Raw genomic sequence first — 25,612 nt, 5'->3', positions numbered from 1 at the left:
CACTTAGTGCGCAAATCCACCCGCCCAACCACACAACACCCCAGGTCAGCGCGCTACGCGTCTACTATGTCCGATTCGGTGATAAAAGTCAGGTCAGATGCCCATGCGAGACTCTCCGGCATACGACGCAGCGCGAAGTACGACAGCGAGGAAATCGACACGTCATGAATGGACAAGCCGACAATGATGAAATCGAGGAGATCGACCCCAGCGATCTTCTCGAGGATCTCGACGTCCTGGACGAGGCGGTTCTCTATACCGACGATCCGAGCACCCCGGCTTTGATTGAATCGCTCACGCCGGGCAGCTCGCTCGCGGCATGGATGGGCACCGAGGAGAGCAGGCTGCAAATCCGTTGCACCGGACGCGATGAGCCCGTTGCAGTATGGGATGACACTGAGGGCTGGGTACAGGTGGGTGTCGCGCTGCCAGTCCGCGGCGACGCGGATCTGTCCGAGCCGACCCCGCTGAATCTTGTGTATGCGCTCCTCAGCTTGGGGTGGCGGATCAACGCGACCGCCGAGGCTGATCGCGTACTCATCACCGCTACACCGCCGGCGGCTTGGGATTCCTCCCTGGTGGAGCTCGCCTGGAAATATCGAGGCCTACGGACCGCCTCACCGGTGACCATCGCTCTTCTCAACAGCGACACGGCACAGTTCACACTCGATGACACCGTATCTGGAGTTCTCGGGTCGGACGGAGTCACCGCGCCCATAGACTTCGATGAACTGTTGGGCCTTGCACTTGCAATCGCTCCGACGTGGTTGATGCCAGATGCTGTTGCTGCCGAACCCAATTGGCACTCTCATGGAGGATTGACACCTGCCACAAACCTACCGTCCGACCCATACAGCGCGGTCGCTGATCTCACTGACGACGAAGTCGCAGCCCGGAAAGCTCGCCTTTCAGCTTGGGTAAGAGACCATCACATGACCGGGCCGTGGGCGACCCGGGCGCAAGTGTCGAGCGCCATCGCCGACAACAGCCCGGTTGGCCACTACGTCCTCGCCTTCACGGACGGCAGCTGTTACGTCGGTGAAACCGTAAACTTCGCGACACGGTTCGCCGCGCATGAGAAGACTTACGCAGGGCAAATCGAGGCGTACTACCTCCGCTACGACCCGACCGCCGCAGCCTTGCCCCGGCAGAGCAAAGCTCGGAAGCAGCAGCTACTCAACGCCGAGCGCACGCTCATCCATGACGCACAGAAGAACGAGCTCGTCGCACGTAACTTCCGCGAAATGGCCAACCCCATCGATCCCTCGCCCGAGTTCACTGCTCTGTTCTCCGGCGCATCCGCCGACGAGACGATCGCCCGGTGGTTCGCTCATCCGGACCAGGTCAACTCAACCGACAAGACTCCCCTGCAGCCGTTCAAAACCTCCGACTTCGGCGGTGCGAAAGCCAGGTTGGACCGCTTCATGGCACTTCCCGAGGCGAGCCAGGTCATTCGCATCGTCAGAGCGTATTTGCTTCGTTGCGTTCCGTTTCCCGCCCTGACCGAGTTTCGGAGCTGGGCGATCAGCTGCCTTCCCAACTCCAAACACGGGACCAAAGAGTCGACGTACTCGGTGATCGTTTGCTTGTCGATTTCCCGGACAGAGTCACTGACGATCCTGCGCGAAGATTGGTCACAGCGGGTCATTGGATACCTTCAGGCCAACGAGATCGAGGCCCAGGTCGCTGACGATTTCGGAGTGGTCAGACTGCTGCGTCACCACCCTGGGGCCGCGTTGTCCCCGGCCGATTACAGCGAGTTCGGCCCTGGGACGGTTACCGTCCACGGCGAGTCACTCGACGCTTTGGAGCGCCTCCTCGACGACACGAGGATCACCCGCGCAGCAGCTACCTCCGCGCTTCGCCTGTGTCGCCTCGGACCCTCGGCTCAACGGGTCGCGCACAACCCATACATCGTCGAGAGGGCTCTCGCTATGTCGAGAAATTGGTCCAATTGAGATCTACGACGGCTACCTTGCAATTGCGGAATGACCTGGCCAGGAATCCCCACCACGCTCCACAATTCCGTAGAATCCGCGAGGGTGAATGGCCTCGAGATTCCCAATGCCCCAGGAACTCTCCGCGCCGATGCGCTCCGTGAGCTTCGAGTTCGCTTGGCACAGAAAGAGTCGAACGTCGTCGAGCTCAATCGCTTGGTGTGGCGGATCAGCAAGCGCGAGAATTGCGAACGCCGATTGCCGTATCTCGACCCGACCTATGGAGGGGTCAATGCCGACGTCGTTCTACTGCTGAAGGCTCCGCAGGCTGACGCGGATCCCGGCAACCACAGCGAGCAAGCGCGCGGGTCGAGCCCGTAGCCACGAACACCTACACTACCGCCACCACCCAACTACCCCCGCGCCATATCCACGAAGCGGGACAAATGCAGTTGGTGCGCAACGGTTATCGTGGCCGTCGGTCCGTTGCGGTGCTTGCCCAAAATGATGTCGGCCTCACCCGCGCGTGGGTCGTCGCGCTCGAAAGCGTCCGGGCGGTGCAACAATATAACCATATCCGCATCTTGTTCAAGCGATCCCGACTCGCGGAGATCCGACACCTGTGGCTTCTTGTCGGTGCGCTGCTCCGGCCCGCGGTTGAGCTGGCTGATCGCGACCACAGGAACCTCGAGTTCCTTTGCGAGCAGCTTCAATTGGCGGCTGAATTCCGACACCTCCTGCTGCCGGGACTCCACCTTCTTGCCCGACGTCATCAGCTGCATGTAGTCCACCACAACGAGTTTGAGGTCGTGGCGCTGTTTGAGTCGGCGCGCCTTGGCGCGGATTTCCATCATCGTGAGGTTGGGCGAGTCGTCGATGAACAGCGGCGCCTCGGAGATCTCCCCCATCCGCCGCGCCAGCCGCGTCCAGTCGTCGTCGCTCATCGAACCGCCGCGCATGTCGCCGAGTTTGATCTTGGCCTCCGCCGACAGCAGGCGCATCACGATCTCGGTCTTGCTCATCTCCAGCGAGAACATGGCCGCGGTCATCTGGTGGCCGATGGCGCACGACCGCAGGAAGTCCATGGCCAGCGTCGAATTGTGCGTGGGCACCATCGCCTCACCGGCCAGATACAGGCACTCGGGGTTGTCCACCTGCACACACCGCACCGGCACGCTGCGCACCGCGCGCACCGCCACCACGCGGCGCACCCCGGCCCGACCGCGAAGTTCCTTGTGCCGCACCGCCTTGTGATGAACGGTGAACACGTCGTCGTCGGCATCCACCCGCAGCCAGCCGGTGGCCGACCGCTTGTAGTTGTAGCCCAGACCCGCCACCAGATCGGCCACCACCTCGGTCATGTGGCGGGTGGCCGCCGGCACGATGATCCACCCGTCCTCGTCGACGCTGGCGCGCGCATCGAGCAACCCCGCGAGCAGTGCCCGACGCTGCGCGATCGAACCCCGCAGGTACTCGTAGGGAATGCGTCCACCGAGGTCGGCCATCACCGTCATCGCATCCACCGGCCCCTCGGCGTCGATGCGCATCGCGATCTCCGGATCGTCGAACGCCATCCCCGCCAACGCGGCCACCGTGTACGGACCGTAGGCAAAATGCTTGCGCGGCAACTCCAATGGCTTGGTGTTGCGCACCACCGCGCAGCCCACGTAGGTGCGCAGCTCGCGCGTGGTCAGCAGGCGCTGCTCGGCGTCCACGTCGGCCACCCATTGATGCTCCTCGTCGGCCACCAGCACCGCGCCGTCGTTGAACTCCACCTCGTAGCACGGGCGGTCGGTGAGGACGTCGGTTGCGGCGACCACCGTGGTGGGCCGACCTTGCGCATCGAGCAGCCGGTCACCCACCGACACCCGGCCCATCGTGGTCCACCCGCCGGGCGTGGGCAGCGGGGTGTCGAGGGCGAGCGCCTTCCCGACACCGGGCCGCGCGGCCACGATGATCATCTGACCGGGATGCAGTCCGTTGGTCACCTTGTCCAGATCGGCGAACCCGGTGGGCACGCCCAGCGAGATCCCGCCACGCGACGCGATCGAATCGATCTCGTCCATCGTCGGCTGCAGCAGCTCTTCGAGCGGAACGTAGTCTTCGGCGGTGCGGCGCTCGGTGACCTCGTACACCTCGGCCTGCGCACGATCGACCACCTCGGCCACGTCCTGGCCGTCGGCCCCGGAGTAGCCGAACTGCACGATGCGTGTCCCGGCCTCCACCAGCCGCCGCAGGATCGCGCGCTCGGCCACGATCTCGGCGTAGTAGCCGGCATTGGCGGCAGTGGGCACCGTGGAGATCAGGGTGTGCAGATACGGCGCCCCGCCCACCCGGCGCAGCTCCCCGGCCCGCTCGAGCTCCGCGGCGACGGTCACCGCGTCGGCGGGCTCACCGCGGCCATAGAGCTCCAGGATGGCGTCGTAGACGGCCTGGTGCGCCGGCCGGTAGAAGTCGTTGGACCGGATCTTCTCGATGACGTCGGCGATGGCGTCCTTGGACAGCATCATGCCGCCGAGCACCGACTGCTCGGCGGCCATGTCCTGCGGGGGCTGGCGACCGAACTCCTCCGCGGGAACATCGGGCAACGGCTCGGCACCACTGGTGTCGCGCGACCCGCCACGGCCGCGATCATCCACAACTGCCACGTCTCCCCGCCTCTCGATCCATCGATCGCTGACGACCGATATCCCCAACCGTCAGCACCGTCGACACGGCGTTAGTGGAGATCTCCACCCAGGCGTCGCCGGCCGGGCGACGAGGTGGTGATTCCGGTAGTACTCGCGGGCTCCGACAATCGGCTCGGTGGCTGAACCTGTTGCTACCCGGTGGCACTGCAGGACGACATTAGGAGGTGACGAACGTCCACTCAAACCCACTTGTGCGCCAACCTGTGGACGAGCTGTGGACGCGGCGCCGTCTTCGCACGAGGGCTTGTGCAGTGGATGTGGACAACGTGAGGAGTCAGCTTGTGCGTAATCGCGAATCCGCAGTTCAGGCGGTGTGAAAACTATCCACAGCTCCAAATTTTTCTGGGCTCGGCGTGTCGTCTTAAAGGTGGTCTCGGGCGTGTTGCTCAGACCGTGCAACCACTTCCCCGCAACATTGAAGTGAACGATTGGTGTGATCTGCATTACGACTGCTCGCAGGGTGTGCACTCACTTATTCCCGGCTGCTACGGAGTCGCGATCGTCCGGTTCTGCCCACGCGGCGTGCCCCCATGTGCTGAACTGGCGCAGTGTCGAACCCGGGACTCGCACGCACACTCCGCCGCGCCGGCGCCGCGGTGATCGCCGGGTCCGCTCTCGCGGCCGGCGGGATCGCGCCGACGATGTCAGCACCGGCCCAGGCGGCTCCCCCCGGATCCCCGACGCTGCCCGCCGCCTTCGACCTCGCCCGGTTCACCCCGGTGAACCCCACGCCTTACCAATCGGTGGCCTACGCCGACAACGGCCGATGGTTCTTCACCACCGGCCGCTGGATGTGCCAGCTGGGCCCGTCGGCTCGCTCCGTCGGCTGCCAGGGGCATCCGGCCACCGCGCCGCCCCGCGTCGACGGCGCGGCGATCACCGACGACGCGCAGGGGCCGTGGTGGGTGCCGTCGCAGGGGCAGATCAACGCCCCCACCTACCGGTTCGGGTCGGCCGCGGGATTCCGCCCGCCGCTGCTCGCCGTGGGCCGTCGGATCACCGTCGGAGGCGTCACCTGCACCGTGCCGTCGCCCACCCAGGTGGCGTGCCGCACCGGCGAACGCGCACTGATCTTCACTCCCGCGTGGCACAAGTTCTACTTCCCGTCCGGTGACACCGCGCACGCGGGCAACCCGGCACCGCGATACCTGCCGCCGCCCCTGCAGTACTGGAATCAACTGCCGGCCGCTCCGCCCGCGCCGTGGTGATTCGCACCCGAGAGCGCGCGTGCCGCAGGTGAGTGGGCACGCTCGACCCGGATGTGGGCACGCTCGACCCGGATGTGGGCACGCTCGACCCGGATGTGGGCACGCTCGACCCACCAAAGTGGGTCAGCTCGCGGGAGCCCCTGTGGGAACGGTGATCCGCGCGCGTCGCAATCGCAAGTCGCCGAGCCGGCGCGGCCGTGTGGTCACCAGCGAGGCCGATGCCGCTCCGGGTGCCACCTGAACGACGGGGAGATCGGTTGTCGCGCAGAGCTTTCGGGCTAGCCAGTGCGCCGAGGGCCGGCCGCCGATCACCACGGCCCCGGCGCCGAGCTGCTGCGCCTCGCGGGCGAGCACCACGTGCGTGTCGCCGCTGCGCACCACACAGTGCACGTGCACAGCGCCCGCCGCTCGTGCCGCTTCGCGTGCGCAGCGCAGCACCTCGTCGACCATTGTCCGCTCCTCGAGCAGGTACGAATCGTCGCGCAGGGCGGTGCGCAGCATGACTTCGGAGGGCGAGTACTTCGGGCGGATCGGTGTACTGCCGACCGCGCCGACGAGGTGCAGAGCCACGGTGTCGCGGGCGCACTGGGCGGCATAGACGACGGCCCACCGCGACGACTCCGAATCGGTGACACCGACGACGACCGTCGGAAGCGCCGACGGCGGCTGGGTGTCACGCACGGGAATCGCGGTGACCGGAAGGTGTTCGATGTGCTGGCCGAGAAACATCGTGATACCTCCGGCCGTCAGTGAGCAGCCGCGTCGACTGCGCTGTTGCGCAACCGATTTCGGCGTTCACGGGCGAGCAGTTGGGAACGCTCGCCGTAGTCGAGGGAGGGCTGGCCGAACAACCCGAATGCGAGACAGAGGGTTGCGGCGAGGATGAGAAGGCAGATGGTGGGCATGGTGTACATCTCCGGGTTGAAATGACCTGCGGTGGTAGACGAATCTCTCCCCGCAGGCACCCCGATGTGACCTGCCGGATTCCGCCCCGACACAGAACAACTCGTGAGAGCAACGCTACGAACGCACACGGGAACCGTGATGCGTAGCGGACTACGCAACTTGTGTTCCGCCTGTCCCTCGTGTTGTGCGGACTACGCGATTGGCAAGTCGCCCAACGTAGACGTACGGACAACAAAGGCCGGACGGACCATGTCCGTCCGGCCTTTGCGACCAGTGATTGCGGCGAGCGTCAGTTCGCGACGACCGCCAGGTCGACGGTGGCGGTGACGTCGGGATGCAAGGTCACCACAACGGGGTACGTGCCGGTGGCCTTGATGTGACCCTTCGGCAGTTCGACGACACGCTTGTCGACGGCCGGGCCGCCGGCGGCCTTGATGGCGCCCGCGACGTCGGCTGCGGTGACCGAGCCGAACAGCTTGCCCGAATCGTGTGTCTTCACGGTCAGCGACACGTCGGTGAGCGCCTCGATGGCCTGCTTGACCTCGTTGGCGTGCTCGAGGCCGCGGATCTCGCGGGCCTCCTGCGAGCGGCGGATGCCCTCGACCTGCTTCTCGGCTCCGCGCGTGGCCTTGATGGCCAGGCCGCGGGGCAGCAGGTAGTTGCGGCCGTAGCCGTCCTTGACCTCGACGGTCTCGCCGGCCTCGCCGAGGTTCTCGACGGCGGCGGTGAGGATGAGCTTCATGTCAGTTCCCCTTCCGCTTATCGCGAGGTCGAGGTGAAGGGCAGCAGTGCCACCTCACGCGAGTTCTTGACGGCCACCGCGACGTCGCGCTGGTGCTGGACGCAGTTGCCGGTCACGCGACGCGACCGGATCTTGCCGCGGTCGGACAGGTAACGGCGCAGCAGCGCGGTGTCCTTGTAGTCGATCTGCGACTTCTTGTCTTTGCAGAAGGAGCACGCCTTGGTCTTGGTGACCTTTTCTACGCGGACCTTCCGTCCCTTCTTGTTTGCCATATGTGTTCTCCCAGAAAATGTGCGATGACGGGGCTACCGTCGTCGCGATCAGAATGGTGGTTCGTCGTCCCCGCCGCCGAAAGAGGATCCGCTGCTCGCCGGAGCGCTGCCCCACGGGTCGTCGGCCGCCTGCTGGCCCGCTCCGCCCCGGCTGCCGCCGGAGGAGGATCCGAACCCGCCGCCGCCCCCACCGCGCGAGGCCTTGTTGACCTTGGCGGTGGCGTACCGCAGCGAGGGGCCGATCTCGTCGACCTCGAGTTCCACAACCGTGCGCTTCTCACCCTCGCGGGTTTCGTAGGACCGCTGCTTGAGGCGGCCCTGCACGATGACCCGGGCTCCCTTGGTCAGGCTCTCGGTCACGTTCTCCGCAGCGTCACGCCAGATGTTGCAGCGCAAGAACAGCGCTTCGCCGTCCTTCCACTCGTTGGTCTGACGGTCGAAGGTGCGCGGCGTGGACGCCACCGTGAAGTTGGCCACCGCGGCTCCCGACGGCGTGAACCGGAGTTCCGGATCCGCGGTGAGATTGCCGATGACGGTGATGACCGTGTCGCCTGCCATGTGTGTCCCCTTGGTCGTGGTTGGGCACTCGTCGATCGATGTGCTCCGAGGTTGGTCGCGTGTGACCTCAACCCTAGGCGGGCCCACCGACGGGGTCGGTGTTTCTCGGCGTCGATCGGGGAATCTGTGGACTACTTCCGCAGGACCTTGGTGCGCAGCACCGACTCGTTCAGCTTCAGCTGACGGTCGAGCTCGGACACCGTCTTGGGCTCCGCGTTCAGATCGATGACCGCGTAGATGCCTTCGCTGTGCTTGGCGATCTCATACGCGAGTCGACGTCGGCCCCAGATGTCCACACCATCAACCTTGCCGCCATCATTGCGGACAACGTTGAGAAAGGTATCGAGTGAGGGTGCGACGGTGCGCTCGTCCAGATTCGGATCGAGGATGACCATCAATTCGTAGTGACGCATAAGACCACATCACCTCCTATGGGCTCATCGGCCACGGACTGTCCGTGGCAGGAGGGTCGCCTGCGTCGGCAACCTCTCCAAGATACACGAATGCCGCTGACCAGCGAAATCGCGATCGCTTGGGAAGAGGTCGGCCGCTTGCCCGCCGATACCGGACAGAACTTGTCCGCTATCGCTCTTAGCGTCGGTGACGACGGATAGCCGATCCGCCGAGCACCCCAGGAGGACACCATGAATCTCGCCGCCACGCGCATCTTCACCGACGACGTCGATGCTCTCGTCTCGTTCTACGAAAAGCTGACCGGCGTCGTCGCCAACCGTGTGCACCCGCTCTTCGCCGAGCTGAGCACCCCGACCGGCACACTCGCGATCTCCAGCACCCAGACCGTGCCGCTCCTCGGCGAGGACGCCGCGCGAGCACGCGACAATCACTCGATCACCCTCGACTTCCTCGTCGACGACGTCGATGCGCTCTATCCGACGTTGCGCCACACGGTCACCGAGTTCGTCAACGAACCGACGACGATGCCGTGGGGTAACCGGTCGCTGCTGCTGCGTGATCCCGATGGAAATCTGATCAACCTGTTTACCCCGCTCACCGATGCGGCGCGGGCACGCTTCGCGTCGTGATGCACCTTCGATGACTGCGCCGGGTACGTGGCGCGGACCACCCACCGGCCACCCCCTACCCTGTAGGCCATGCCCGCGCTGCGCTTCACTCCTGTTCTGAGCTTCGGGCAGTACTCACTCTCACGACGCGGCGACGCAGCCGTGGTGACGCTGACCTCGATGCTGCTGACGGCGGCGGCGCTGTACTGGTCGTACAAGTTCAAGATCAAGTGCGGCGGGGCGCCCTACTACCCGGACGGGCGTTCGCACCATTTCCCCGTCGGCGATCCCCACGCCCTGATCGCGTGCTACTCCGACCTGATGTACCTGTGGGTGGGGCGCGACATCAACAACCACGTGTTTCCCTACATCCACGGGGGCATGGGCGCCGACGGAAAACTCTTCGGCGGCGTCGTCGAGTACCCGGTGCTGTCGGGTCTGCTGATGTATCTCGGAGCGATCGGCGCTCACACCGACACCGAGTTCTTCCGACACTCCGCACTCCTTCTGGCGCCGTTCGCGTTCGCGATCACCATCATGCTGGCGTTGATGACCCGCTGGTGGGTGCTGCTGTGGGCGGCCACCCCGCCGCTGGTGCTCTACGCGTTTCACAACTGGGAACTGCCCGTGGTGGCCACCGCGGTGGGCGCGGTGGCGGTGATGGCGTGGGGATCGACGACCAGTCCCCGCACCGGTGAGCGCAGGTTGTCGGTGCGCACCGCGGCCGTGCTCGCCGCGATCGTCCTCGGCATCGGCTTCTGCCTCAAGCTCTATCCCGGCTTCTTCGTACTGCCGCTCGCGGCGTACGTGCTGACGCGCACCACCGATACCCACCCGGCGACCCGTGATCTCGACTGGGTGGGCGCGCTGCGGGTGGTCGGCGCCGCCGCGGTGACGGTGATCGCCATCCAGGCGCCCTTCATGATCGCCGGGTACGACGGGTGGAAGGCGGCGCTGACGTTCCAGGGCCGCCGCAAGTCCGATCTCGACACCAACTCCATCTGGTACTGGGGTCTGCGGCATTTCACCGGCGGCCAGAACGACACCTACAACTCTCTCGTCGGCCTGCTCTCACCCGTGCTGATCATGTGCGCCTTTGCCGCGGCGCTCTATCTCGGGTGGCGTCGCTACCGCGATATCGGCACGTATCCGTGGATCGGGGTGTCGGGGTCGATGCTCGCCGGGTTCATGCTGTTCCACAAGGTGCACTCGCCGCAGTACACGTTGTGGATTCTGCCGTTCTTCGTGCTGCTCAAGGTCCGCTGGCCGGTCATCGTCGCCTACCTGGTGGCCGATTTCATCCTCGACATCAGCATCTTCCGACTGTTCGGCATCTACACCTCCGGGTCGCCGATGCAGTGGTGGGTGATGGCCGGCGTCAACATCGGGGTGTGGGCCACCGCCGCCATCCACCTCTATCTGATCGCCGCGCTCGTGCGTGCGCCGCTGCGCGAGCCGCTGGCATCCATGTTGTCGCCGGGCCGACTCGACAAACCCGACATCGAGCTGGCGTGGTCGAAGTGAACGCGTGGTACACGTGAGAAGTGCGTGGCTGGGGGACGACCCGCTGGTGGGAGATCGTGTCACCCTGCGACCACTCACCCCCGACGACGCGCCCGACCTCGGTGCTGTGGTGACCGATCCGTCGAGGTTCCGCTGGGTGCCCGGCGTCCCCACCGACGACGAGTCGGCCCGCGCCTGGATCACCGCCGCCCGCAACGATCCCGACCATCGGGTGGCCTTCGCGGTCATCGACAACAACGACGGCCGTCTGGTCGGCACCACGAGCTACTACGACATCGATCCCGCGAACCTCGCGGTCGCCATCGGCTACACCTTCTACGGCGAAGACGTACAGGGCACCGCGGTGAATCCCACCGCCAAGTACCTGCTGCTACGGCACGCGTTCGAGGAGTGCGGGGCGGTACGGGCGGTCTGGCACACCCACGAGCGCAACACGCAATCACGCGCGGCGATCCTCAAGCTGGGCGCCACCTTCGAGGGGCTGCTGCGCAAGCATCGCCGCTTCGGTGACGGCTGGCGCACCACGGCGCAGTACGCGATGACCGACAACGACTGGCCCGCAGCGAAACCCGCGCTCTTCAAACGACTTTCGTGACTCACGTGCGCCTCGCGACTCACGTGCCCTTCGCGACGAACGCGCCGGAAGTCTCCAATTTCTCGTACGACGGCGACGCGGCGGGCACGTCACCGCGGTAGGCGCCGGGTCCGCCGTCGAGTACACCGCCCGCGGGATCGTCGAGCGGCGTGCCGATGCGATCGTGACGGACCAGGTCGTCACGCGGATGATAGATCTGCCAGATCACCACCACGCACATCGCGATCACCATCACGCCCCGTATCGCCACCGCGAGGATGAACCAGCCCTCGGGCAGCCAGCGGCGCTCGGGGTCGAGGAACAACGACATCCGCGGGATCCACACCAGCGCATCGATCACCATCCAGGTGAGCAGCAACCGCGTATGTGGAATGGCAAGCACCGCAAGCGGAACCAGCCACAACGAGTACTGCGGACTCCACACCTTGTTCACCAGCAGGAAGGCCGCCACCGCGAGGAAGGCGAGCTGCGCGAGCCGGGGTCGGGTGGGCACACGCAACGCCAGGAAGGCGATGCCGGCCAGTGCCGCGACCAACAGGCCCAGCGTCAGGGTGTTGAGAACCGTGATGTTCCAACGGAATCCGGCCGCTTCGGCGATGATGTGGAACACGGTGTCGGAGTCGGCGTTGCGTTCGGCGTTGTACCGGAAGAACTCCAGCCAGCCGTTGGGGTACAGGACGGCGATCGGAAGGTTCACCACGACCCAGGTCAGTACCGCCGCCGCCGCGGCGGCGGCGAAGTTCCACATCCTGCGGCCCCGCAGGCACAGGACCAGCAATACCACCAGCAGCAACACCGGATACCACTTGGACGCCACCCCGAGTCCGATGAAAAGTCCCGCCAGCCAGGGTTTCTCGCGTGCCCACGCGAGGATGGCCAACGCGACCATGGCGACCGCGATGGCATCGAAGTTGGTGAAGGCGTGCACCACCACCAGCGGTGAGAGTGCCACCAGCCACGCGGCCCAGATCCGCGTTCGTGCGGTCAGTGCGGTGGCCCACACGGTGACCAGCCAGAACAGCGCCAGGCCCAGTGCCACCAGGTTGAAGAACAGGACCACCGTCAATGCCGCAGGGACACCCCACTTGTCGTGGGCGCTCTGCCACGCGTCGGCGGTCTGCGCCGCGGCGTACATGTAGAGCCCGGTGAGGACCGGATACTCCATGTACCGCTTGATGGTGTTGCCGTCGGCATCCTTCTGGTACCAGTACGTCTTGTAAGGGAAGGCGCCGCGGTCGAGGCGTTCGGCTCCGAAGAGCGCGATCACGTCGGAGTAGCACAGATCGGTGAACTGCCGCTGGTTGTCCCAGTCGAGCCGAAGGCCCGCGCCGGTGTCGTTGGCCGCGCTGGTGGCAGGCGCCTGCTGCAGGCATCCCGCCTTGCCGAACCAGCCGAGTGCCAACGCGCACAGTGCGAATGCCAGCAGGATGCGCACCGGAGTCCAGCTGCGGCTGCGGCCGACTGCCGCGTGCGTACCCATCGGCCCGCCGACCACCCGGCTGGCCTCGCCGACCACCACGTCGGAGCGGCTCGGAATGATCCGCGCGCTGTCGCTACGCAGATCCTCGGCCAATGGTGCCGGACCGGTGGGCGTCGGAGTGTGGGGTGCCGGGGCAGACGTCACGGAATCGTCCGGAGCCGCAGCGCCGGTGTCATCCAATGGGCGGCTCGGGCGTGTTTTGGTTACCGCCGCCGGTGCCTCCGCCGGTGTCCCCGCCACCGGTGCCACCGCCGCCACCCCCGGTTCCGCCACCATTGCCGGTACCGCCGTTTCCGCCCGGCTCGGGCGCACCCGGCAGCGGAATGGTGACCCCCGGCGCCAGGGTGATCCCGCCGCCGCCACCGCCGCCATTGGGCAGATTGGGCGTGTTCGGGTTCTCCGGCGCCTGCCGCGTCCTGGTGCGGGTGTCGTAGTCGTTGTTGTACGACGTCTTGGGAGCTTCGTAGGGCACGCCTGCTTGTCCGCCCACTGCCGCAGGCTCGGGGAACTGCTCGATGGGTTGGCCGGCCAGGGCGTTGTCCATCGTGCGTCGCCAGATCTGGGCGGGCAGGCCGCTTCCGTAGACCGGCGAGCCGCCGTAGTTCGTCAGCGCGGTGCCCGAATCGGTGCCCACCCAGACCGCGGTGGACAGTTGCGGGGTGTACCCGACCATCCACGCGTCCTTGTTCTGGCCGGTGTCGCCGAGCTGTGCGGTACCGGTCTTGGCGGCCGACGGGCGCGCGCCGAGCTCGTCGTCGGAAAGCGAGTTGCCGTTGGAGTAGGCCGCGATCGGCTCCAGAGCCGCGGTCACGTTGTCGGCGACCTTCGCCGGGAACACGCGCTTGCCGTCGTTCTTGGGATGCTCGTAGAGCACGTCACCGCTGGCGGTTTCGACCTTCTGCACGAAGTAGGGGTCGCGGTAGATGCCCGACGCGGCGAGCGTCGCGTAGGCCGACGCCATGTCGATGACGCGCGACGGGTACTGGCCCAGCACCACACCGCCCTCGACGGAACCGTTCGGCTGCTGCAGGGTGTGTTCGGTGTTGCCGAACGACTCCGCGACGCCGGCGGCGTGCGCGGCGTCGGCCACCGCCTGCGCCTGCCCCTTGAGATCCATCATGAGTCGGTAGTAGACGGTGTTCAGCGACATCTTCATCGCGGTCGCGAGGTTGCACGATCCGCAGCTCTCGCCGTCGGAGTTCTCCACGGTGAGTCCGGTGGGCGATTGGTAGGGCGCCGAACTGTAGACCTTGGACAGCGGGACGCCCTGCTCGAGCGCGGCGATCAGCGCGAACACCTTGAACGACGAGCCAGTCTGCAGACCGGCCTGCGCGTAGTCCCAGCCCTGACCGTCGTCGCCGCCGTAATAGCCCTGAACACCGCCGGTCCGGGGATCGATCGACACCACCGCGGTACGCAACTTGGCCGGCTCACCGTTGAGAATCCCGTTGTCGCACGGATAGATCTTGTTTTGCCGGCAGGCCGCCTGGACGGCGGCGTTCTGCACCTGCGGATCGATCGTGGTGGTGATCTTGAGGCCTTCGGTGCGCACCTGCGCCTCGGAGATGTTCAGGTTGGCCAGCTCGGCCAGCACCTGACGCTTGATCAGGCCGTTGGGACCCGGGGTCTCGGCGGCCGCCGCGGGCTGCGGTGCCACCTTCGGGTACTGCATCTCGTCGAGCTCGGCCTTGGTGAGCGCCCCGATCTGCACCATGCCGTCGAGCACGTAGTTCCAGCGCGCGTACGCCGCGTCCTTGTCGACGGCCGGATCGTAGTAGGAGGGGGAGCGGATGGCCGCGGCCAGCACCGCCGACTCGGCGGGCGTCAGTTTGCTGACGTCCTTGCGGAAGTAGGCCTGCGAGGCCGCCGACACGCCGTAAGCACCACGCCCGAAGTAGATGGTGTTCAGGTAGGCGGACATGATGTCGTCCTTGGACCACTCGCCCGACATCTTGGTCGCGATCGCAAGCTCCTTGAACTTGCGCTGATAGCTGTGCTCGTCACCGACCAGCGCGTTCTTCACGTACTGCTGGGTGATCGTCGAACCGCCGCCCGCGTCGGCGTTGTTGGTGAACCGGCCGATCACGGCGCGGCCGATACCGGTGACGGAGAATCCCTCGTTGCTGCGGAACTGCCGATCCTCGGCGGCGATTACCGCATCCTGTAACGACTGCGGGATATCGGTGATCTTGACGTCGGTGCGATTGCCTTCGGGCGGAACGATTTTCGCGAGAGTCTTGCCACTGGAGTCGGTGATCGTCGCGACCTGGTTCTGCTTGATGTCGCCGGGCCCGGGCACCGTGGCCGTGAGATAGGTTGCCGCGAAAGCGATGATGCCCAGCAGCGCGATCGCCGGCACGATCGCCGCGAGGATGCCCAGCGTCCACGCCACCACGCGGTGGCGCGAGCGGGTCTTCTCGTCGGCGGATCGGGGAGCGCTGCCCCCGGCGCGCTTGGTTGCGCTGCCCGTGTTCTTGGTCCGCTTGTTCTGGGTGCTCTCGGCGCGCCCTGGCGACGACTTCTTCTCGTCGCTCATCGATTGCCCCTTTGCCACATCGTCGCGGCCATTGCCGCGGGGGTCGCAACCGCACTGGTGCTCGGTTGACCGCTCATCACTCTAAACTTCTCCATCGCCCCAGTTCCCGTCATCACTGACCACACCACTGTGACGCACGCCCCGGGCTTGGGCAAAACCTGGCAGACCGCTACGCGCACGTCGAAGCGTCGGCGGAAACCTCCGGGGCTCCGTCGACGACGCCTACTTGGCCACCCGGCGCGAACGGGTCGAGCGGGGCGGCAAACCCGCAACGTACGACTGGACGAGATGGTTCCAGCTGCAGGTCCGGCACACCTCCACGACGTGCACCGTGAACTCCTCGGCCGACGCGGCCAGGCGGGAGATCTCGTCGGCGGTGCGGGCCGAACCCGACACCTGACCCAGCCGATCGCCGAACACCCACGACACGAGCGTGACCTGTTCTTTGCGGCAGATCGGGCACAGAGTGGGCGATTGGCGGCCGTGGAACTTGGCGGCGCGCAGCAGGTAGGGACTGGCATCGCACACCTCGGCGACGGCTGTCCGCCCCGAGTGGACGTCGGACAGCCGTGAGCGTCGCTGCAAGGCGTAGTCGACGATCTGGCGCACGTTGTTCAGGGTACGTGGTCGGGTCCGGCGCCGTCGGCAGGACGTGGTCTCGACAAGCTCGACCAGCGGGAGGAAAGCCCCCGCCGCCGCGAGGACGTGGTCTCGACAATCTCGACCAGCGGGAGGAGAAGAGCCCCACCGCCGGGCTGAGGTGGCATGACCAGCCCGTGTCGACACGGTTATATCGGTGCGATACATTGGTGAACACATCGGATCGAGGTGTTGCGTTGTCAGCACATCCCGACATGTTGATTTAGTGTCCCGGCGAGTCCCGGCGAGGAGGTGTGCGCGGTGTTGGAGCTGGCGATTCTCGGTTTGCTGCTGGAATCCCCCATGCACGGCTACGAACTGCGCAAACGCCTCACCGGTCTGCTCGGCGCCTTTCGCGCGTTCTCCTACGGATCGCTGTATCCCACCCTGCGCCGCATGCAGGCCGACGGGCTGATCGACGAGACCAGTGCACCGTCGGGCGTCAAGGTGCGACGCGGGCGTCGGGTGTATCAGCTCACCGAGAAGGGGCGGGTGCGGTTCGCCGAACTCGTCGCCGACACCGGTCCGCAGAACTACACCGACGACGGTTTCGGCGTGCACCTGGCCTTTTTCAGCCGCACCCCGGCGGTGGCGCGTATGCGCATCCTGGAGGGCCGTCGGCGGCAGGTGGAGGAACGCCGCGAGGGACTGCGCGAACTCGTCGGGCGCGCCAGCCGCAGCTCGGACCGTTACACCCGCCAGCTACACGAACTCAGCCTGGAATCGAGCGAGCGTGAGGTGCGCTGGCTCAACGAACTCATCGCCGCGGAGGCGTCGGACACCGAGTCCGCCTCCCCCACCCCGACGCGGGGCGCCGACGCGCCCACCGTCGACACAGATCTCCCTCTCGCGGCACAGCCGAGCCGCGGCGGGATGCAGGAAACAACCGAGTCGCGAACCGACGCGCTCGGCCGTACACCGGTGCCACAGAGTTCACCGGCAATGCCCGGAGACAACCGAGGGCCGACAAAAGAAGAAGGAGAACCCGACCATGGGTGAGCCCAATAAGGTGCGCGTGGCCATTGTGGGCGTAGGAAACTGCGCTTCATCCTTGGTCCAGGGCGTGCAGTACTACAAGGACGCCGACGAGAACTCGACGGTTCCCGGCCTGATGCACGTGAAGTTCGGGCCGTACCACGTGCGTGACGTGCAGTTCGTCGCCGCCTTCGACGTCGACGCCAAGAAGGTCGGCTTCGACCTGTCCGACGCGATCTTCGCGAGCGAGAACAACACCATCAAGATCGCCGACGTGCCGCCGACCGGCGTCACTGTGGCGCGCGGTCACACCCTCGACGGTCTGGGCAAGTACTACCGCCAGACCATCACCGAGGCCGATGGCGACGGCGTCGATGTGGTGCAGGCGCTCAAGGACAACGAGGTGGACGTCCTGGTGAGCTACCTTCCGGTGGGCTCCGAGCAGGCCGACAAGTTCTACGCCCAGTGCGCCATCGACGCGGGCGTGGCGTTCGTCAACGCGCTGCCGGTGTTCATCGCGTCGGACCCCGAGTGGGCCGAGAAGTTCCGCGCGGCCGGTGTGCCGATCGTCGGCGACGACATCAAGAGCCAGGTGGGCGCCACCATCACCCACCGCGTGATGGCCAAGCTGTTCGAGGACCGCGGCGTGACCCTCGACCGCACCTACCAGCTCAATGTCGGCGGCAACATGGACTTCAAGAACATGCTCGAGCGTGAGCGCCTGGAGTCGAAGAAGGTGTCGAAGACCCAGGCCGTGACCAGCAACCTCAACGGCCCGCTGGCAGGCAAGATCGAGGACAAGAACGTTCACATCGGCCCGTCGGATCACGTGGCCTGGCTCGACGACCGCAAGTGGGCGTACGTGCGCCTCGAGGGTCGCGCCTTCGGCGACGTGCCGCTGAACCTGGAGTACAAGCTCGAGGTGTGGGACTCCCCCAACTCGGCCGGCATCATCATCGACGCCGTGCGTGCGGCGAAGATCGCCAAGGACCGCGGCATCGGCGGCCCGATCCTCCCGGCGTCGGCCTACCTGATGAAGAGCCCGCCCAAGCAGCTCGCCGACGACGTCGCGCGCGCCGAGCTCGAGGCATTCATCGAGGGCTGAGCGTCACCTCGCCGCACATACCCTGCGGCAGTTCCACCGGAAACCGCCCCTGAGGAGCGACCCGATCGCATTATGCGATCGCCGACCTCCTCAGGGGCGGTTTTCGGTTTGGGTGGATACGCGGTTTTCGTGGATACGCGGATTTTCGTTTGCGTGGATTCGCGGTTTTCGATTCCGTGAATCGGCACTCAGTCGCGGGTCAGCACGTCGGCGTGTCCGTGTCGGCGGCACCAGCTGGTGATGTAGCGCGCGTGGATTCCGCACCAGCGGAACACCGATGCCTGGGTGAGCGGGATGCGATCGTCGTGCTCGTTGCGCTCGCGGATGATGGGTCCGAGGTAGTGGCTGGTGAGTTTGTTGGTGGTGTTCGGTGACACCTTGGCGACGGCGGCGAGGGTGGTGTTGTCCGACGCGGTGCCGGCAGCGATGGCCCCGGCCAAGCGCGCCGCCGTGACGCCGCGTCGGCCGGTGAAAAGCTCGTAGAGCGGCGGTGCGCCGGACGGCGCGCTCCGCTCGGGGAGCCGCTGTCCCAGTGCGATATTGCGGAGTGCGGCGGCCAGCGGGCCGAATCCCTCGGATTTCGCGATCACCCCGAAGACGTCGGAACGTAGACGGGCCTCGTCGAGGTGGTCCGACTCCATCGAATGACCCTGTGCGGCGAGCAGCACGGGAGCGCTGCGGTCGGCCATCCGCAGCCCGTCGAGCACATCGAGGCCGTCGAAGAACGCCTCGGCCCTCGGGTTGTTCCAGATGAGGTCGGCGCACACCACGTCGTGGCGTACCCGACCGGAGATGGCACGCAGGAACTCGTCCTGGTCGCGCGCGACGGTCACTGTGACACCGTCGAGTGCCACGCGCAGCGGCTCGGCGACGACGTCTCCCAGCGGCCCCGCCAACAGAATCCGCAATTGGTCGGACATGACCGTACGTGGCCCCTTTTCATGCGTGATCTGACATCGGACCGAGCGTTTTGGCTCGATTCTCACCTGACACAGGGTACCGAGTGCGGAATGAGCCGCTGACTTTTGTCGGTATGGCCCGGCAAGATCAGTTCAGCAAGCGCCTCGGTCACGGAATTCGCAGCCGGCGCGCCTGCACCGTAACGTGTCCGTTTAGTTGCTTGTGCCCGTGTTCGAGGAGACCGATGACCGCTGACATCGACACCGAGCTCGACGTCGAGTTGTATCCGCTGACCACGGCCCCGGTCGCGGTGATCGCCGCCGAGCACGACGTCATCGATTCGGCCCTCGCCGCGCTGGCCGAGAGTCACGGCCTACGTCCGGTGATCATCGATCTGGACACCGCCACCGATACGTTGGGCGGCATCGAACCGCCGGTGATCGTCCTGGTGCGCAGCACGCTCAGGGTGGCGCAGGTCCGTGCGGTGCACGCGTTGCGGCACGCGGTGATCTGCGGGATCGGCATCGTGTTGACCGACCCGGACAGCATCGACATCACCGATTCCCCCGACGCCCTCGACACCCTGCGACGACGATTGGGCACCGGCACGATCGGCGTGCGCCGCTACCGACCGCGGGTACACCTCACCGAGCGTGAACGGGAGGTGCTCACGAGGTACGCGCTGGGCGCCACGCTGCGGGATACCGCGCGCGAATTCTTCATCGCGGAGAGCACCGCCCGCGAACACTACCGCCGGGTGCGGCAGCGCTACATCGATTCCGGTCGCCCCATCGCCAACAAGGCGGAGCTGCTGCTCGCGCTCATCTCCGACGGCTGGGTGCAGCCCGACCAGCTCTGATTCTGCTTCGCGCCCGCCATTAGGCTGAGGGTATGCGCGTGCAGCGATGGGTGGCCACCGGTCCCTCTGGACTCGACGATTTCGCGTTCATCGACGATCAGCTCCCCGCGCCGCGGTCGGGCGAGGTGGCCATCGAGGTGCTCGCCGCCGGGGTCAACCCGGCCGACCTCAAGCACGCACGGGCCGCCACCGACTTCCCGCTCCCCATCGGCTACGAGGTGGCCGGGGTGATCGCCGCGTTGGGCCCCGGCACCGAGATCGCGTCGGGTGCCGGCGCGGTGGGCGACGAGGTGCTCGCATTCCGCGTGCACGGGGGATACGCGACGGCGCTGACCGTGCCCGCCGAGAAGGTGTTCGCCAAACCCGCCGCGCTCGACTTCGCGGCGGCGTCGAACCTGCTGCTCGCCGGCACCACCGCCGCGGACATGTTGCGTGCCGCGAAGGTGGCAGACGGTGACACCGTCCTGCTGCACGCGGCGTCGGGCGCGGTTGGGGTGGCAGTGCTGCAACTCGCGCAGCTGCGCGGGATCACGGTGATCGGCACCGCGGGACCGCAGGGCCTCGAGCGGGTGCGCGAATTCGGTGGTGTGGCAATCGAATACGGCCCCGGACTGCTCGACCGGGTACGGGCCGCGGCACCGGAGGGCGTGGCCGCAGCCCTCGACGCCGCGGGCACCGACGAAGCCATCGACACCTCGCTGACCGTGGTCGAAGATCGCTCCCGGATCGTCACCATCGTCGCGCGAAAACGGGCGGAGACCGACGGATTCGTGGCCCTCGCGGGATCACAACCAGAAAGCGCCGCCTACCGCGACTCGGTGCGGGGCGATCTCATCGAATTGGCCGCCGACGGCAGGCTGGTGGTACCGATGGCCCGGACGTTCCACCTCCCGCAGGCGCGGGCGGCGCTGGAACTGGTGACCGGTGGGCACCCGGGCGGCAAGGTGGCGCTGATCCCATGACCGATCGGATGCGTCCCTGGCCGGCGTGGATACTCGCCGTGCTGGAGTTACTGGTGGCCTATCAGGCCGTCGACGGGGCGGCCGCACTGCTGGAGAACCGATGGGACATGCCCACCGAGTGGCTCTCCCGCACGCCCTTCGACACCTGGACCGGTCCCGGGTGGCTACTCCTGGCCCTGGTGGCCGTACCCCAGTTCGTCGCCGCGCTGACCATCATCGTGACCCCGCTGCCGGCGCGCATCGGCATCGGGTGTGGCGTCGGCGTGGGAGTGTGGCTGCTGGTGTGGATCGCGCTGCAACTGGTGCTGATGGGGCACTTCCTGTTTCTCCAGCCGGTGGTCGCCGCGATCGGACTCATCGAGGTGGGGCTGGCCCTGTGGTGGCGTAAAGCGCTCGCAGCCCGAGAGGGCGCGGCTGCCGATTGACCGATCGGGCACACGGCAGATCTGCGACTCTCCCCGAACATGGCACAGTGAGATCGTGTTGCTGCCTGATCTCACTGCCTCCGCGCCCGACCTGCCCGCGATCGTCACCATCGGCGACGAGGTGGCCTCCCGCGAGGACCTGGTGGGTGCGGCGACGGCGGTGGCCGAACGGATCGCGGGGGCGCGCACCCTGGCCGTGCTGGCCACCCCGAGCCTCGACACGATCCTCGGCGTGGTGGGCGGACTCATCGCCGGAGTGGCGATCGTGCCGGTGCCGCCCGATTCCGGGGCCGCCGAACTCGCGCACATCCTCACCGACTCCGGCGCCCAGGCGTGGCTGGGACCCGCCCACGCCGCATCGGCGTTGGGTGCCATTCCCATCCGCCGGTACGCGCGGTCGTGGCATACCCATCCGGAGCCGCCCGCCGACTCCACCGCGCTGATCCTCTACACATCGGGTACCACCGGCTTGCCGAAGGGCGTGCCCATCACCCGTCGCGCGATCGCCGCCGGACTCGACGCCCTCGCCGACGCGTGGGCATGGTCGTCCGAAGACGTTCTGGCGCACGGCCTTCCGCTGTTCCATGTGCACGGGCTGATCCTCGGCGTGTTGGGACCGTTGCGCCGCGGTGGCCGGCTGATCCACACCGTCCGACCGACCCCCGACACCTACGCGGCCGCCGCCGAACAGGGGGCGTCGATGTTCTTCGGCGTACCCACCGTGTGGACACGCGTGACCACACACGCTGCCGCCGCCCGCGCTCTGGCCCCGGCGCGGCTGCTGGTGTCGGGCAGCGCCCCGCTACCGGTGCCGGTGTTCGAACGGTTCCACGCGCTCACCGGGCATCAACTCGTCGAACGGTACGGCATGACCGAGACGATGATCACCGTGTCGACCAGATTCGACGGCGAGCGGCGCCCCGGGTGGGTGGGACTCCCGGTGCAGGGCGTGCAGACCCGGCTGCGTAGCCCCGACATCGATTCGGGTGCAACGGATCTGCCGCACGACGGGGAGAGCGTCGGTGATCTGCAGGTGCGCGGGCCGATGGTGGCGTCGGGGTACCTGAACCGGCCGGACGCCTCCGCCGAGAGCTGGTTGGGCGACGGCTGGTTCGACACCGGTGACGTGGCGGTGATCGGAGCGGACGGGATGCACCAGATCGTGGGTCGCGCCTCGACGGACCTGATCAAGTCGGGCGGCTTCCGCGTCGGGGCCGGCGAGATCGAGACGGTGCTGCTCGGGCACCCGTCGGTGGACGAGGTGGCGGTGATCGGGGTGCCCGACGACGATCTCGGCCAGCGCATCGTCGCATATGTGGTGGCCGACGGCGTCGACGACTCCGAACTGATCGACCTGGTGGCCACGCAGTTGTCGAATCACAAGCGGCCCCGCGAGATTCGTCGCGTCGAGAGCCTGCCGCGCAATGCCATGGGCAAGGTGCAGAAGAAGCTGCTGTCCCAGTGACTCTCCGGCCCGGTTCCGGTCGATCGCGACCACAGTGAGATGATCGTGACCGAGAAACGGTCATAACAGGCACGGTTTGCCGTCGTCATGTAATCCTGTACTGATGAAAACTCGGATGGCGGTCGCGGCGCTGGCAGGAGCGGTGCTCAGCCTGGCTGCGGTCATCGCGTTCGACGTCGGCCGGTTCGCCGTGCGAAGCGACGAACCCTCGACCATTGCGACGAATGTGCCGATGACACCCCAGACCATCGACCCCACCTGGATCCTCTCGGGCAACCCGACATTTCTGGCCGGCGAGATCAGTCGATCACCCGACGGCCGCTCGGACACGGGCCTGTGGTCGTGTCAGGGACCGACGACCTTCGTCTGGAAGTTCGGGATCGACGAGACGGTCCATCTCCTCGAGGGGGAGGTGAAGGTGAAGTACCTGGGGAAGAGCTTCACCCTGACGCCCGGCGACACCGCCCTGTTCCATGCCAAGACCGAAGCGGAGTGGACCATCGATCGCTACGCGAAGAAGGTCTACACGCACTACGACCCGGGACCGATCGGCCGTCAGGTGCGCAGGCACTTCCCCGCCGGGGGATGACCTCTCCCCGGTGAGGGCATCGCGATCCCCTGTGGATAGTTGTGCCGGGTTTGTGCGCGCCGACGGCGTCCGCGGCGGGGGCCGTCCTGCTATCGGAGGTCGCTCTACCGGAGGTCGCTCTACCGGAGGTCGCCGAGGTCGCCGGATGGCACATGAATCCAGCCCTCCCGCACCGCGACCGGTGTGTCGGCGAGGTCGGGCAGCCGGGTGTACCCGCGTTCGGCGGCACGCGCGACGAGTGCGGTGATGACGGCGTCGAAGGCATTGTCGTCGCGGGCCATCAGTTCGGCGTGCGCGCCGAGATCCAGCCACGGTGCCGCCACGCGGAGGGCGTCGCACAGCTCGGCCAGCGCGGCCCGGTTCACCGACCGCTTGTATCCGCGCGAGCGAAACCCCCATTGCGCCAACGCACCGGCCGGATAGGCCTCCACCGCCCAGCCGTTCACCCGGTCGGTGACGCCGAGATCGGCGAGCAGCCCGGCACAGCGGAACGCGACGTGGGCGATCTGGTCGGCCGACACGCTGAGCGGTCGGCCCAGCCCCTGCTCGACGAGGTACCGGTCGGTGCGACGGTAGGCCAGCGGCCGTCGGTGCTCGATGTGGTCGAGTGCCGCACCTGCCGGAGTCCGGCCACAGTGATGCGCGACAACGAAATCCACGAACGCGTCGGGCCAGCCGAACGGCGAGTCGATGCCGCAGCGTTGCGCGCCGGCGACGAGCTCACCGATCGTCGCGTCGTCGGCCGGGGTCACCAGCTCCGTGAGCGAAGCGCCGCCACCCGACCATTCGATACGCGCCACCGCGGTGTGCGTAGGCGCGGCCGCAAGATCCACCCCGGCAGTCGTCGAGAGCATCGGTCTCGCCGCCCCGTTCTGTCCAGAAACCCGCCGTTCAGAAACCCGCCGTTCAGAAGCCCCCGTCGAGGAACTCCGCGTAGGCGGGTAGATCGAGCTGACCGTGCCCGGAGAGCCCGATCACCACCACCTCGTCGCGGTCGCTGCCGGCGACGTGCGCGGCGCAGGCGGCGATCGCATGCGTGGACTCGGGCGCGGGCACGATGCCCTGCGTACGGGCGAACTGCACCCCGGCCGAGAACGCGTCGTGCTGGCTGATGGCCACTCCCTCCACCAGGCCGAGCTGCACGGTGTGGCTCAGCGCCGGCGCCATCCCGTGGTAGCGCAGGCCACCGGCGTGGATCGGGTCGGGCACGAAATCCATTCCGAGCGTGTGCATCTTGAGCAGCGGGGTGAGTCCGGCGACGTCGCCGTGATCGTAGCGGTACTCGCCGGCGGTGATCGACGGGCATGCGGCCGGTTCGGCCGCCACCACCCGCGGATCCGACCGGCCGTCCAGCTTCTCCCGCAAGAACGGGAAGGAGAGTCCGGCGAGATTGGAACCGCCACCGGCACAACCGAAGACGACGTCGGCGCCATCGGGTTCCACCGCCGCGAGCTGCTCCACGGCCTCCTGGCCGATCACGCTCTGATGCAACACCACGTGATTGAGCACGCTGCCCAACGCGTACCGGGTGTCGGGATCGCCCGCGGCAACCTCCACGGCCTCGCTGACCGCCATCCCCAGACTCCCTGTGGTGTCCGGATCCTTGGCGAGCATCGCCCGACCCGACGCGGTGAGCTCCGACGGACTCGAATGGATGGTGCCGCCGTAGGTGCGGATAAGATAGCCGCGGTAGGGCTTGGACTCGTAGGACGCACGCACCTGCCACACCTCGACGTCGATGCCGAACTGCGCGCCCGCGAACGCCAGGGCGCTGCCCCACTGGCCGGCCCCGGTTTCGGTGGTGAGCTTGCGGACGCCGTCGATGCTGTTGTAATACGCCTGCGCGACAGCCGAATTGGTCTTGTGGGAGCCCACCGGGCTGACACCCTCGTACTTGACGTAGATGCGGGCCTTGGTGTCGAGGGCCTGCTCGAAACGCCGCGCCCGGAACAGCGGGGACGGCCGCCACATCGCGTAGATCTCGCGGACCGGCTCGGGGATCTCGATGTAGGGTTCGGCCGACACCTCCTGGGCGATGAGTCCGCTGGGGAACAGCGCGGCGAGATCGTCGGGTCCCACCGGTTCCCTGGTGCCCGGATGCAGATGCGGCGGGATGGGCTCGGGCAACTCCGCGGCGAGGTTGTACCAGTGCGTCGGCACGTCCACCGTGATCAGATCCGGATTGGTCGCGTCCACATGCATCGTCATGCGACCCACTCTAGG

Annotated in this window: 26 protein-coding genes; 13 read left to right on the top strand and 13 right to left on the bottom strand. The window is 66.9% G+C overall.

Annotated elements, in window-relative coordinates; genetic code table 11:
- The first annotated feature begins 164 nt into the window (after positions 1–164).
- Entirely contained in the window at positions 165–1,958 is a 1,794-nt protein-coding gene (locus ACWDTD_RS19745; protein ID WP_449748828.1) for a hypothetical protein, read from the top strand.
- A gap of 84 nt (positions 1,959–2,042) precedes the next feature.
- Positions 2,043–2,318: a hypothetical protein gene (locus tag ACWDTD_RS19740; RefSeq protein WP_449748827.1), complete on the top strand. Its 276-nt coding sequence runs from the start codon at positions 2,043–2,045 to the stop codon at positions 2,316–2,318.
- A gap of 32 nt (positions 2,319–2,350) precedes the next feature.
- On the opposite strand, the gene dnaB is transcribed toward ACWDTD_RS19740, so the two are convergent.
- Complete coding sequence (gene dnaB / locus ACWDTD_RS19735; RefSeq protein WP_449748826.1) at positions 2,351–4,585, bottom strand: replicative DNA helicase; 2,235 nt, start codon at positions 4,583–4,585, stop codon at positions 2,351–2,353.
- A 683-nt stretch (positions 4,586–5,268) separates the two neighbouring features.
- Between dnaB and ACWDTD_RS19730 the strand changes: the two genes are divergently transcribed.
- Positions 5,269–5,835 carry a hypothetical protein gene (locus ACWDTD_RS19730; protein WP_449748829.1) on the top strand — a complete coding sequence of 189 codons (567 nt, stop codon included), beginning with the start codon at positions 5,269–5,271 and terminating at the stop codon, positions 5,833–5,835.
- Positions 5,836–5,958: 123 nt separating this feature from the next.
- Here the strand turns inward: ACWDTD_RS19730 and ACWDTD_RS19725 are convergent, their stop codons facing one another.
- The 6 genes from ACWDTD_RS19725 to rpsF all read right to left on the bottom strand — a co-directional run bounded on the left by ACWDTD_RS19725 (position 5,959) and on the right by rpsF (position 8,726).
- Positions 5,959–6,564: a universal stress protein gene (locus ACWDTD_RS19725; RefSeq protein ID WP_449748825.1), complete on the bottom strand. Its 606-nt coding sequence runs from the start codon at positions 6,562–6,564 to the stop codon at positions 5,959–5,961.
- 17 nt (positions 6,565–6,581) lie between these two features.
- Positions 6,582–6,740: a hypothetical protein gene (locus ACWDTD_RS19720; protein ID WP_449748824.1), complete on the bottom strand. Its 159-nt coding sequence runs from the start codon at positions 6,738–6,740 to the stop codon at positions 6,582–6,584.
- 290 nt (positions 6,741–7,030) lie between these two features.
- Positions 7,031–7,483: a 50S ribosomal protein L9 gene (rplI, locus tag ACWDTD_RS19715; RefSeq protein WP_449748823.1), complete on the bottom strand. Its 453-nt coding sequence runs from the start codon at positions 7,481–7,483 to the stop codon at positions 7,031–7,033.
- Positions 7,484–7,500: 17 nt separating this feature from the next.
- Positions 7,501–7,755, bottom strand: coding sequence for a 30S ribosomal protein S18 (rpsR, locus tag ACWDTD_RS19710; protein WP_449748822.1), 255 nt, complete (start codon positions 7,753–7,755; stop codon positions 7,501–7,503).
- Between the two features lie 48 nt (positions 7,756–7,803).
- Positions 7,804–8,313 (bottom strand): single-stranded DNA-binding protein, encoded by a 510-nt coding sequence (locus tag ACWDTD_RS19705; protein WP_449748821.1) that lies wholly within the window; start codon positions 8,311–8,313, stop codon positions 7,804–7,806.
- 131 nt (positions 8,314–8,444) lie between these two features.
- Entirely contained in the window at positions 8,445–8,726 is a 282-nt protein-coding gene (gene rpsF, locus ACWDTD_RS19700) for a 30S ribosomal protein S6 (protein WP_449748820.1), read from the bottom strand.
- A 231-nt stretch (positions 8,727–8,957) separates the two neighbouring features.
- Between rpsF and ACWDTD_RS19695 the strand changes: the two genes are divergently transcribed.
- From ACWDTD_RS19695 to ACWDTD_RS19685, 3 genes are all read left to right on the top strand, one after another.
- Complete coding sequence (locus ACWDTD_RS19695; protein WP_449748819.1) at positions 8,958–9,356, top strand: VOC family protein; 399 nt, start codon at positions 8,958–8,960, stop codon at positions 9,354–9,356.
- Positions 9,357–9,425: 69 nt separating this feature from the next.
- Positions 9,426–10,859, top strand: a complete 1,434-nt coding sequence (locus tag ACWDTD_RS19690; protein ID WP_449748818.1) for a hypothetical protein — start codon at positions 9,426–9,428, stop codon at positions 10,857–10,859.
- A gap of 46 nt (positions 10,860–10,905) precedes the next feature.
- Complete coding sequence (locus ACWDTD_RS19685; protein WP_449748817.1) at positions 10,906–11,454, top strand: GNAT family N-acetyltransferase; 549 nt, start codon at positions 10,906–10,908, stop codon at positions 11,452–11,454.
- A gap of 19 nt (positions 11,455–11,473) precedes the next feature.
- Here the strand turns inward: ACWDTD_RS19685 and ACWDTD_RS19680 are convergent, their stop codons facing one another.
- The 3 genes from ACWDTD_RS19680 to ACWDTD_RS19670 all read right to left on the bottom strand — a co-directional run bounded on the left by ACWDTD_RS19680 (position 11,474) and on the right by ACWDTD_RS19670 (position 16,079).
- Positions 11,474–13,210 (bottom strand): glycosyltransferase family 87 protein, encoded by a 1,737-nt coding sequence (locus ACWDTD_RS19680; protein ID WP_449748816.1) that lies wholly within the window; start codon positions 13,208–13,210, stop codon positions 11,474–11,476.
- Positions 13,107–15,470: a transglycosylase domain-containing protein gene (locus ACWDTD_RS19675; RefSeq protein WP_449748815.1), complete on the bottom strand. Its 2,364-nt coding sequence runs from the start codon at positions 15,468–15,470 to the stop codon at positions 13,107–13,109. Before ACWDTD_RS19675 ends, ACWDTD_RS19680 begins: the two co-directional genes overlap by 104 nt.
- Before the next feature lie 222 nt (positions 15,471–15,692).
- The gene (locus ACWDTD_RS19670; protein WP_449748814.1) at positions 15,693–16,079 is read right to left on the bottom strand and encodes a DUF5318 family protein; all 387 of its coding nucleotides are present in this window, start codon (positions 16,077–16,079) and stop codon (positions 15,693–15,695) included.
- Positions 16,080–16,370: 291 nt separating this feature from the next.
- On the opposite strand from ACWDTD_RS19670, the gene ACWDTD_RS19665 reads away from it, so the two are divergent.
- Positions 16,371–17,108, top strand: a complete 738-nt coding sequence (locus tag ACWDTD_RS19665) for a PadR family transcriptional regulator (RefSeq protein ID WP_449748813.1) — start codon at positions 16,371–16,373, stop codon at positions 17,106–17,108.
- Positions 17,101–18,189, top strand: coding sequence for an inositol-3-phosphate synthase (locus tag ACWDTD_RS19660; RefSeq protein WP_449748812.1), 1,089 nt, complete (start codon positions 17,101–17,103; stop codon positions 18,187–18,189). Before ACWDTD_RS19665 ends, ACWDTD_RS19660 begins: the two co-directional genes overlap by 8 nt.
- Before the next feature lie 188 nt (positions 18,190–18,377).
- Here the strand turns inward: ACWDTD_RS19660 and ACWDTD_RS19655 are convergent, their stop codons facing one another.
- A complete protein-coding gene (locus tag ACWDTD_RS19655; RefSeq protein ID WP_449748811.1) occupies positions 18,378–19,109 on the bottom strand; it encodes an MSMEG_1198 family transcriptional regulator in 732 nt (243 codons plus the stop codon).
- A gap of 224 nt (positions 19,110–19,333) precedes the next feature.
- Between ACWDTD_RS19655 and ACWDTD_RS19650 the strand changes: the two genes are divergently transcribed.
- From ACWDTD_RS19650 to ACWDTD_RS19630, 5 genes are all read left to right on the top strand, one after another.
- Positions 19,334–19,948: a LuxR C-terminal-related transcriptional regulator gene (locus ACWDTD_RS19650; protein WP_449748810.1), complete on the top strand. Its 615-nt coding sequence runs from the start codon at positions 19,334–19,336 to the stop codon at positions 19,946–19,948.
- A gap of 32 nt (positions 19,949–19,980) precedes the next feature.
- Positions 19,981–20,910: a quinone oxidoreductase family protein gene (locus tag ACWDTD_RS19645; RefSeq protein ID WP_449748809.1), complete on the top strand. Its 930-nt coding sequence runs from the start codon at positions 19,981–19,983 to the stop codon at positions 20,908–20,910.
- Positions 20,907–21,335, top strand: a complete 429-nt coding sequence (locus tag ACWDTD_RS19640) for a hypothetical protein (RefSeq protein ID WP_449748808.1) — start codon at positions 20,907–20,909, stop codon at positions 21,333–21,335. The genes ACWDTD_RS19645 and ACWDTD_RS19640 overlap by 4 nt, the downstream gene beginning before the upstream one ends.
- 55 nt (positions 21,336–21,390) lie before the next feature.
- On the top strand, positions 21,391–22,800 hold the full coding sequence (locus tag ACWDTD_RS19635) for an acyl-CoA synthetase (protein ID WP_449748807.1): 1,410 nt from the start codon (positions 21,391–21,393) through the stop codon (positions 22,798–22,800).
- 103 nt (positions 22,801–22,903) lie between these two features.
- Entirely contained in the window at positions 22,904–23,389 is a 486-nt protein-coding gene (locus tag ACWDTD_RS19630) for a cupin domain-containing protein (RefSeq protein WP_449748806.1), read from the top strand.
- Between the two features lie 119 nt (positions 23,390–23,508).
- Here ACWDTD_RS19630 and ACWDTD_RS19625 read toward each other — a convergent pair whose 3' ends face one another.
- Both ACWDTD_RS19625 and ACWDTD_RS19620 read right to left on the bottom strand, forming a co-directional pair.
- Positions 23,509–24,243: a DUF429 domain-containing protein gene (locus tag ACWDTD_RS19625; RefSeq protein WP_449748805.1), complete on the bottom strand. Its 735-nt coding sequence runs from the start codon at positions 24,241–24,243 to the stop codon at positions 23,509–23,511.
- Positions 24,244–24,295: 52 nt separating this feature from the next.
- Positions 24,296–25,597: a TrpB-like pyridoxal phosphate-dependent enzyme gene (locus ACWDTD_RS19620; protein WP_449748804.1), complete on the bottom strand. Its 1,302-nt coding sequence runs from the start codon at positions 25,595–25,597 to the stop codon at positions 24,296–24,298.
- Positions 25,598–25,612: the final 15 nt, after the last annotated feature.

It is taken from the genome of Gordonia sp. NPDC003425, from assembly GCF_053588635.1.
This window is presented reverse-complemented; position numbering and strand designations above follow the sequence as displayed.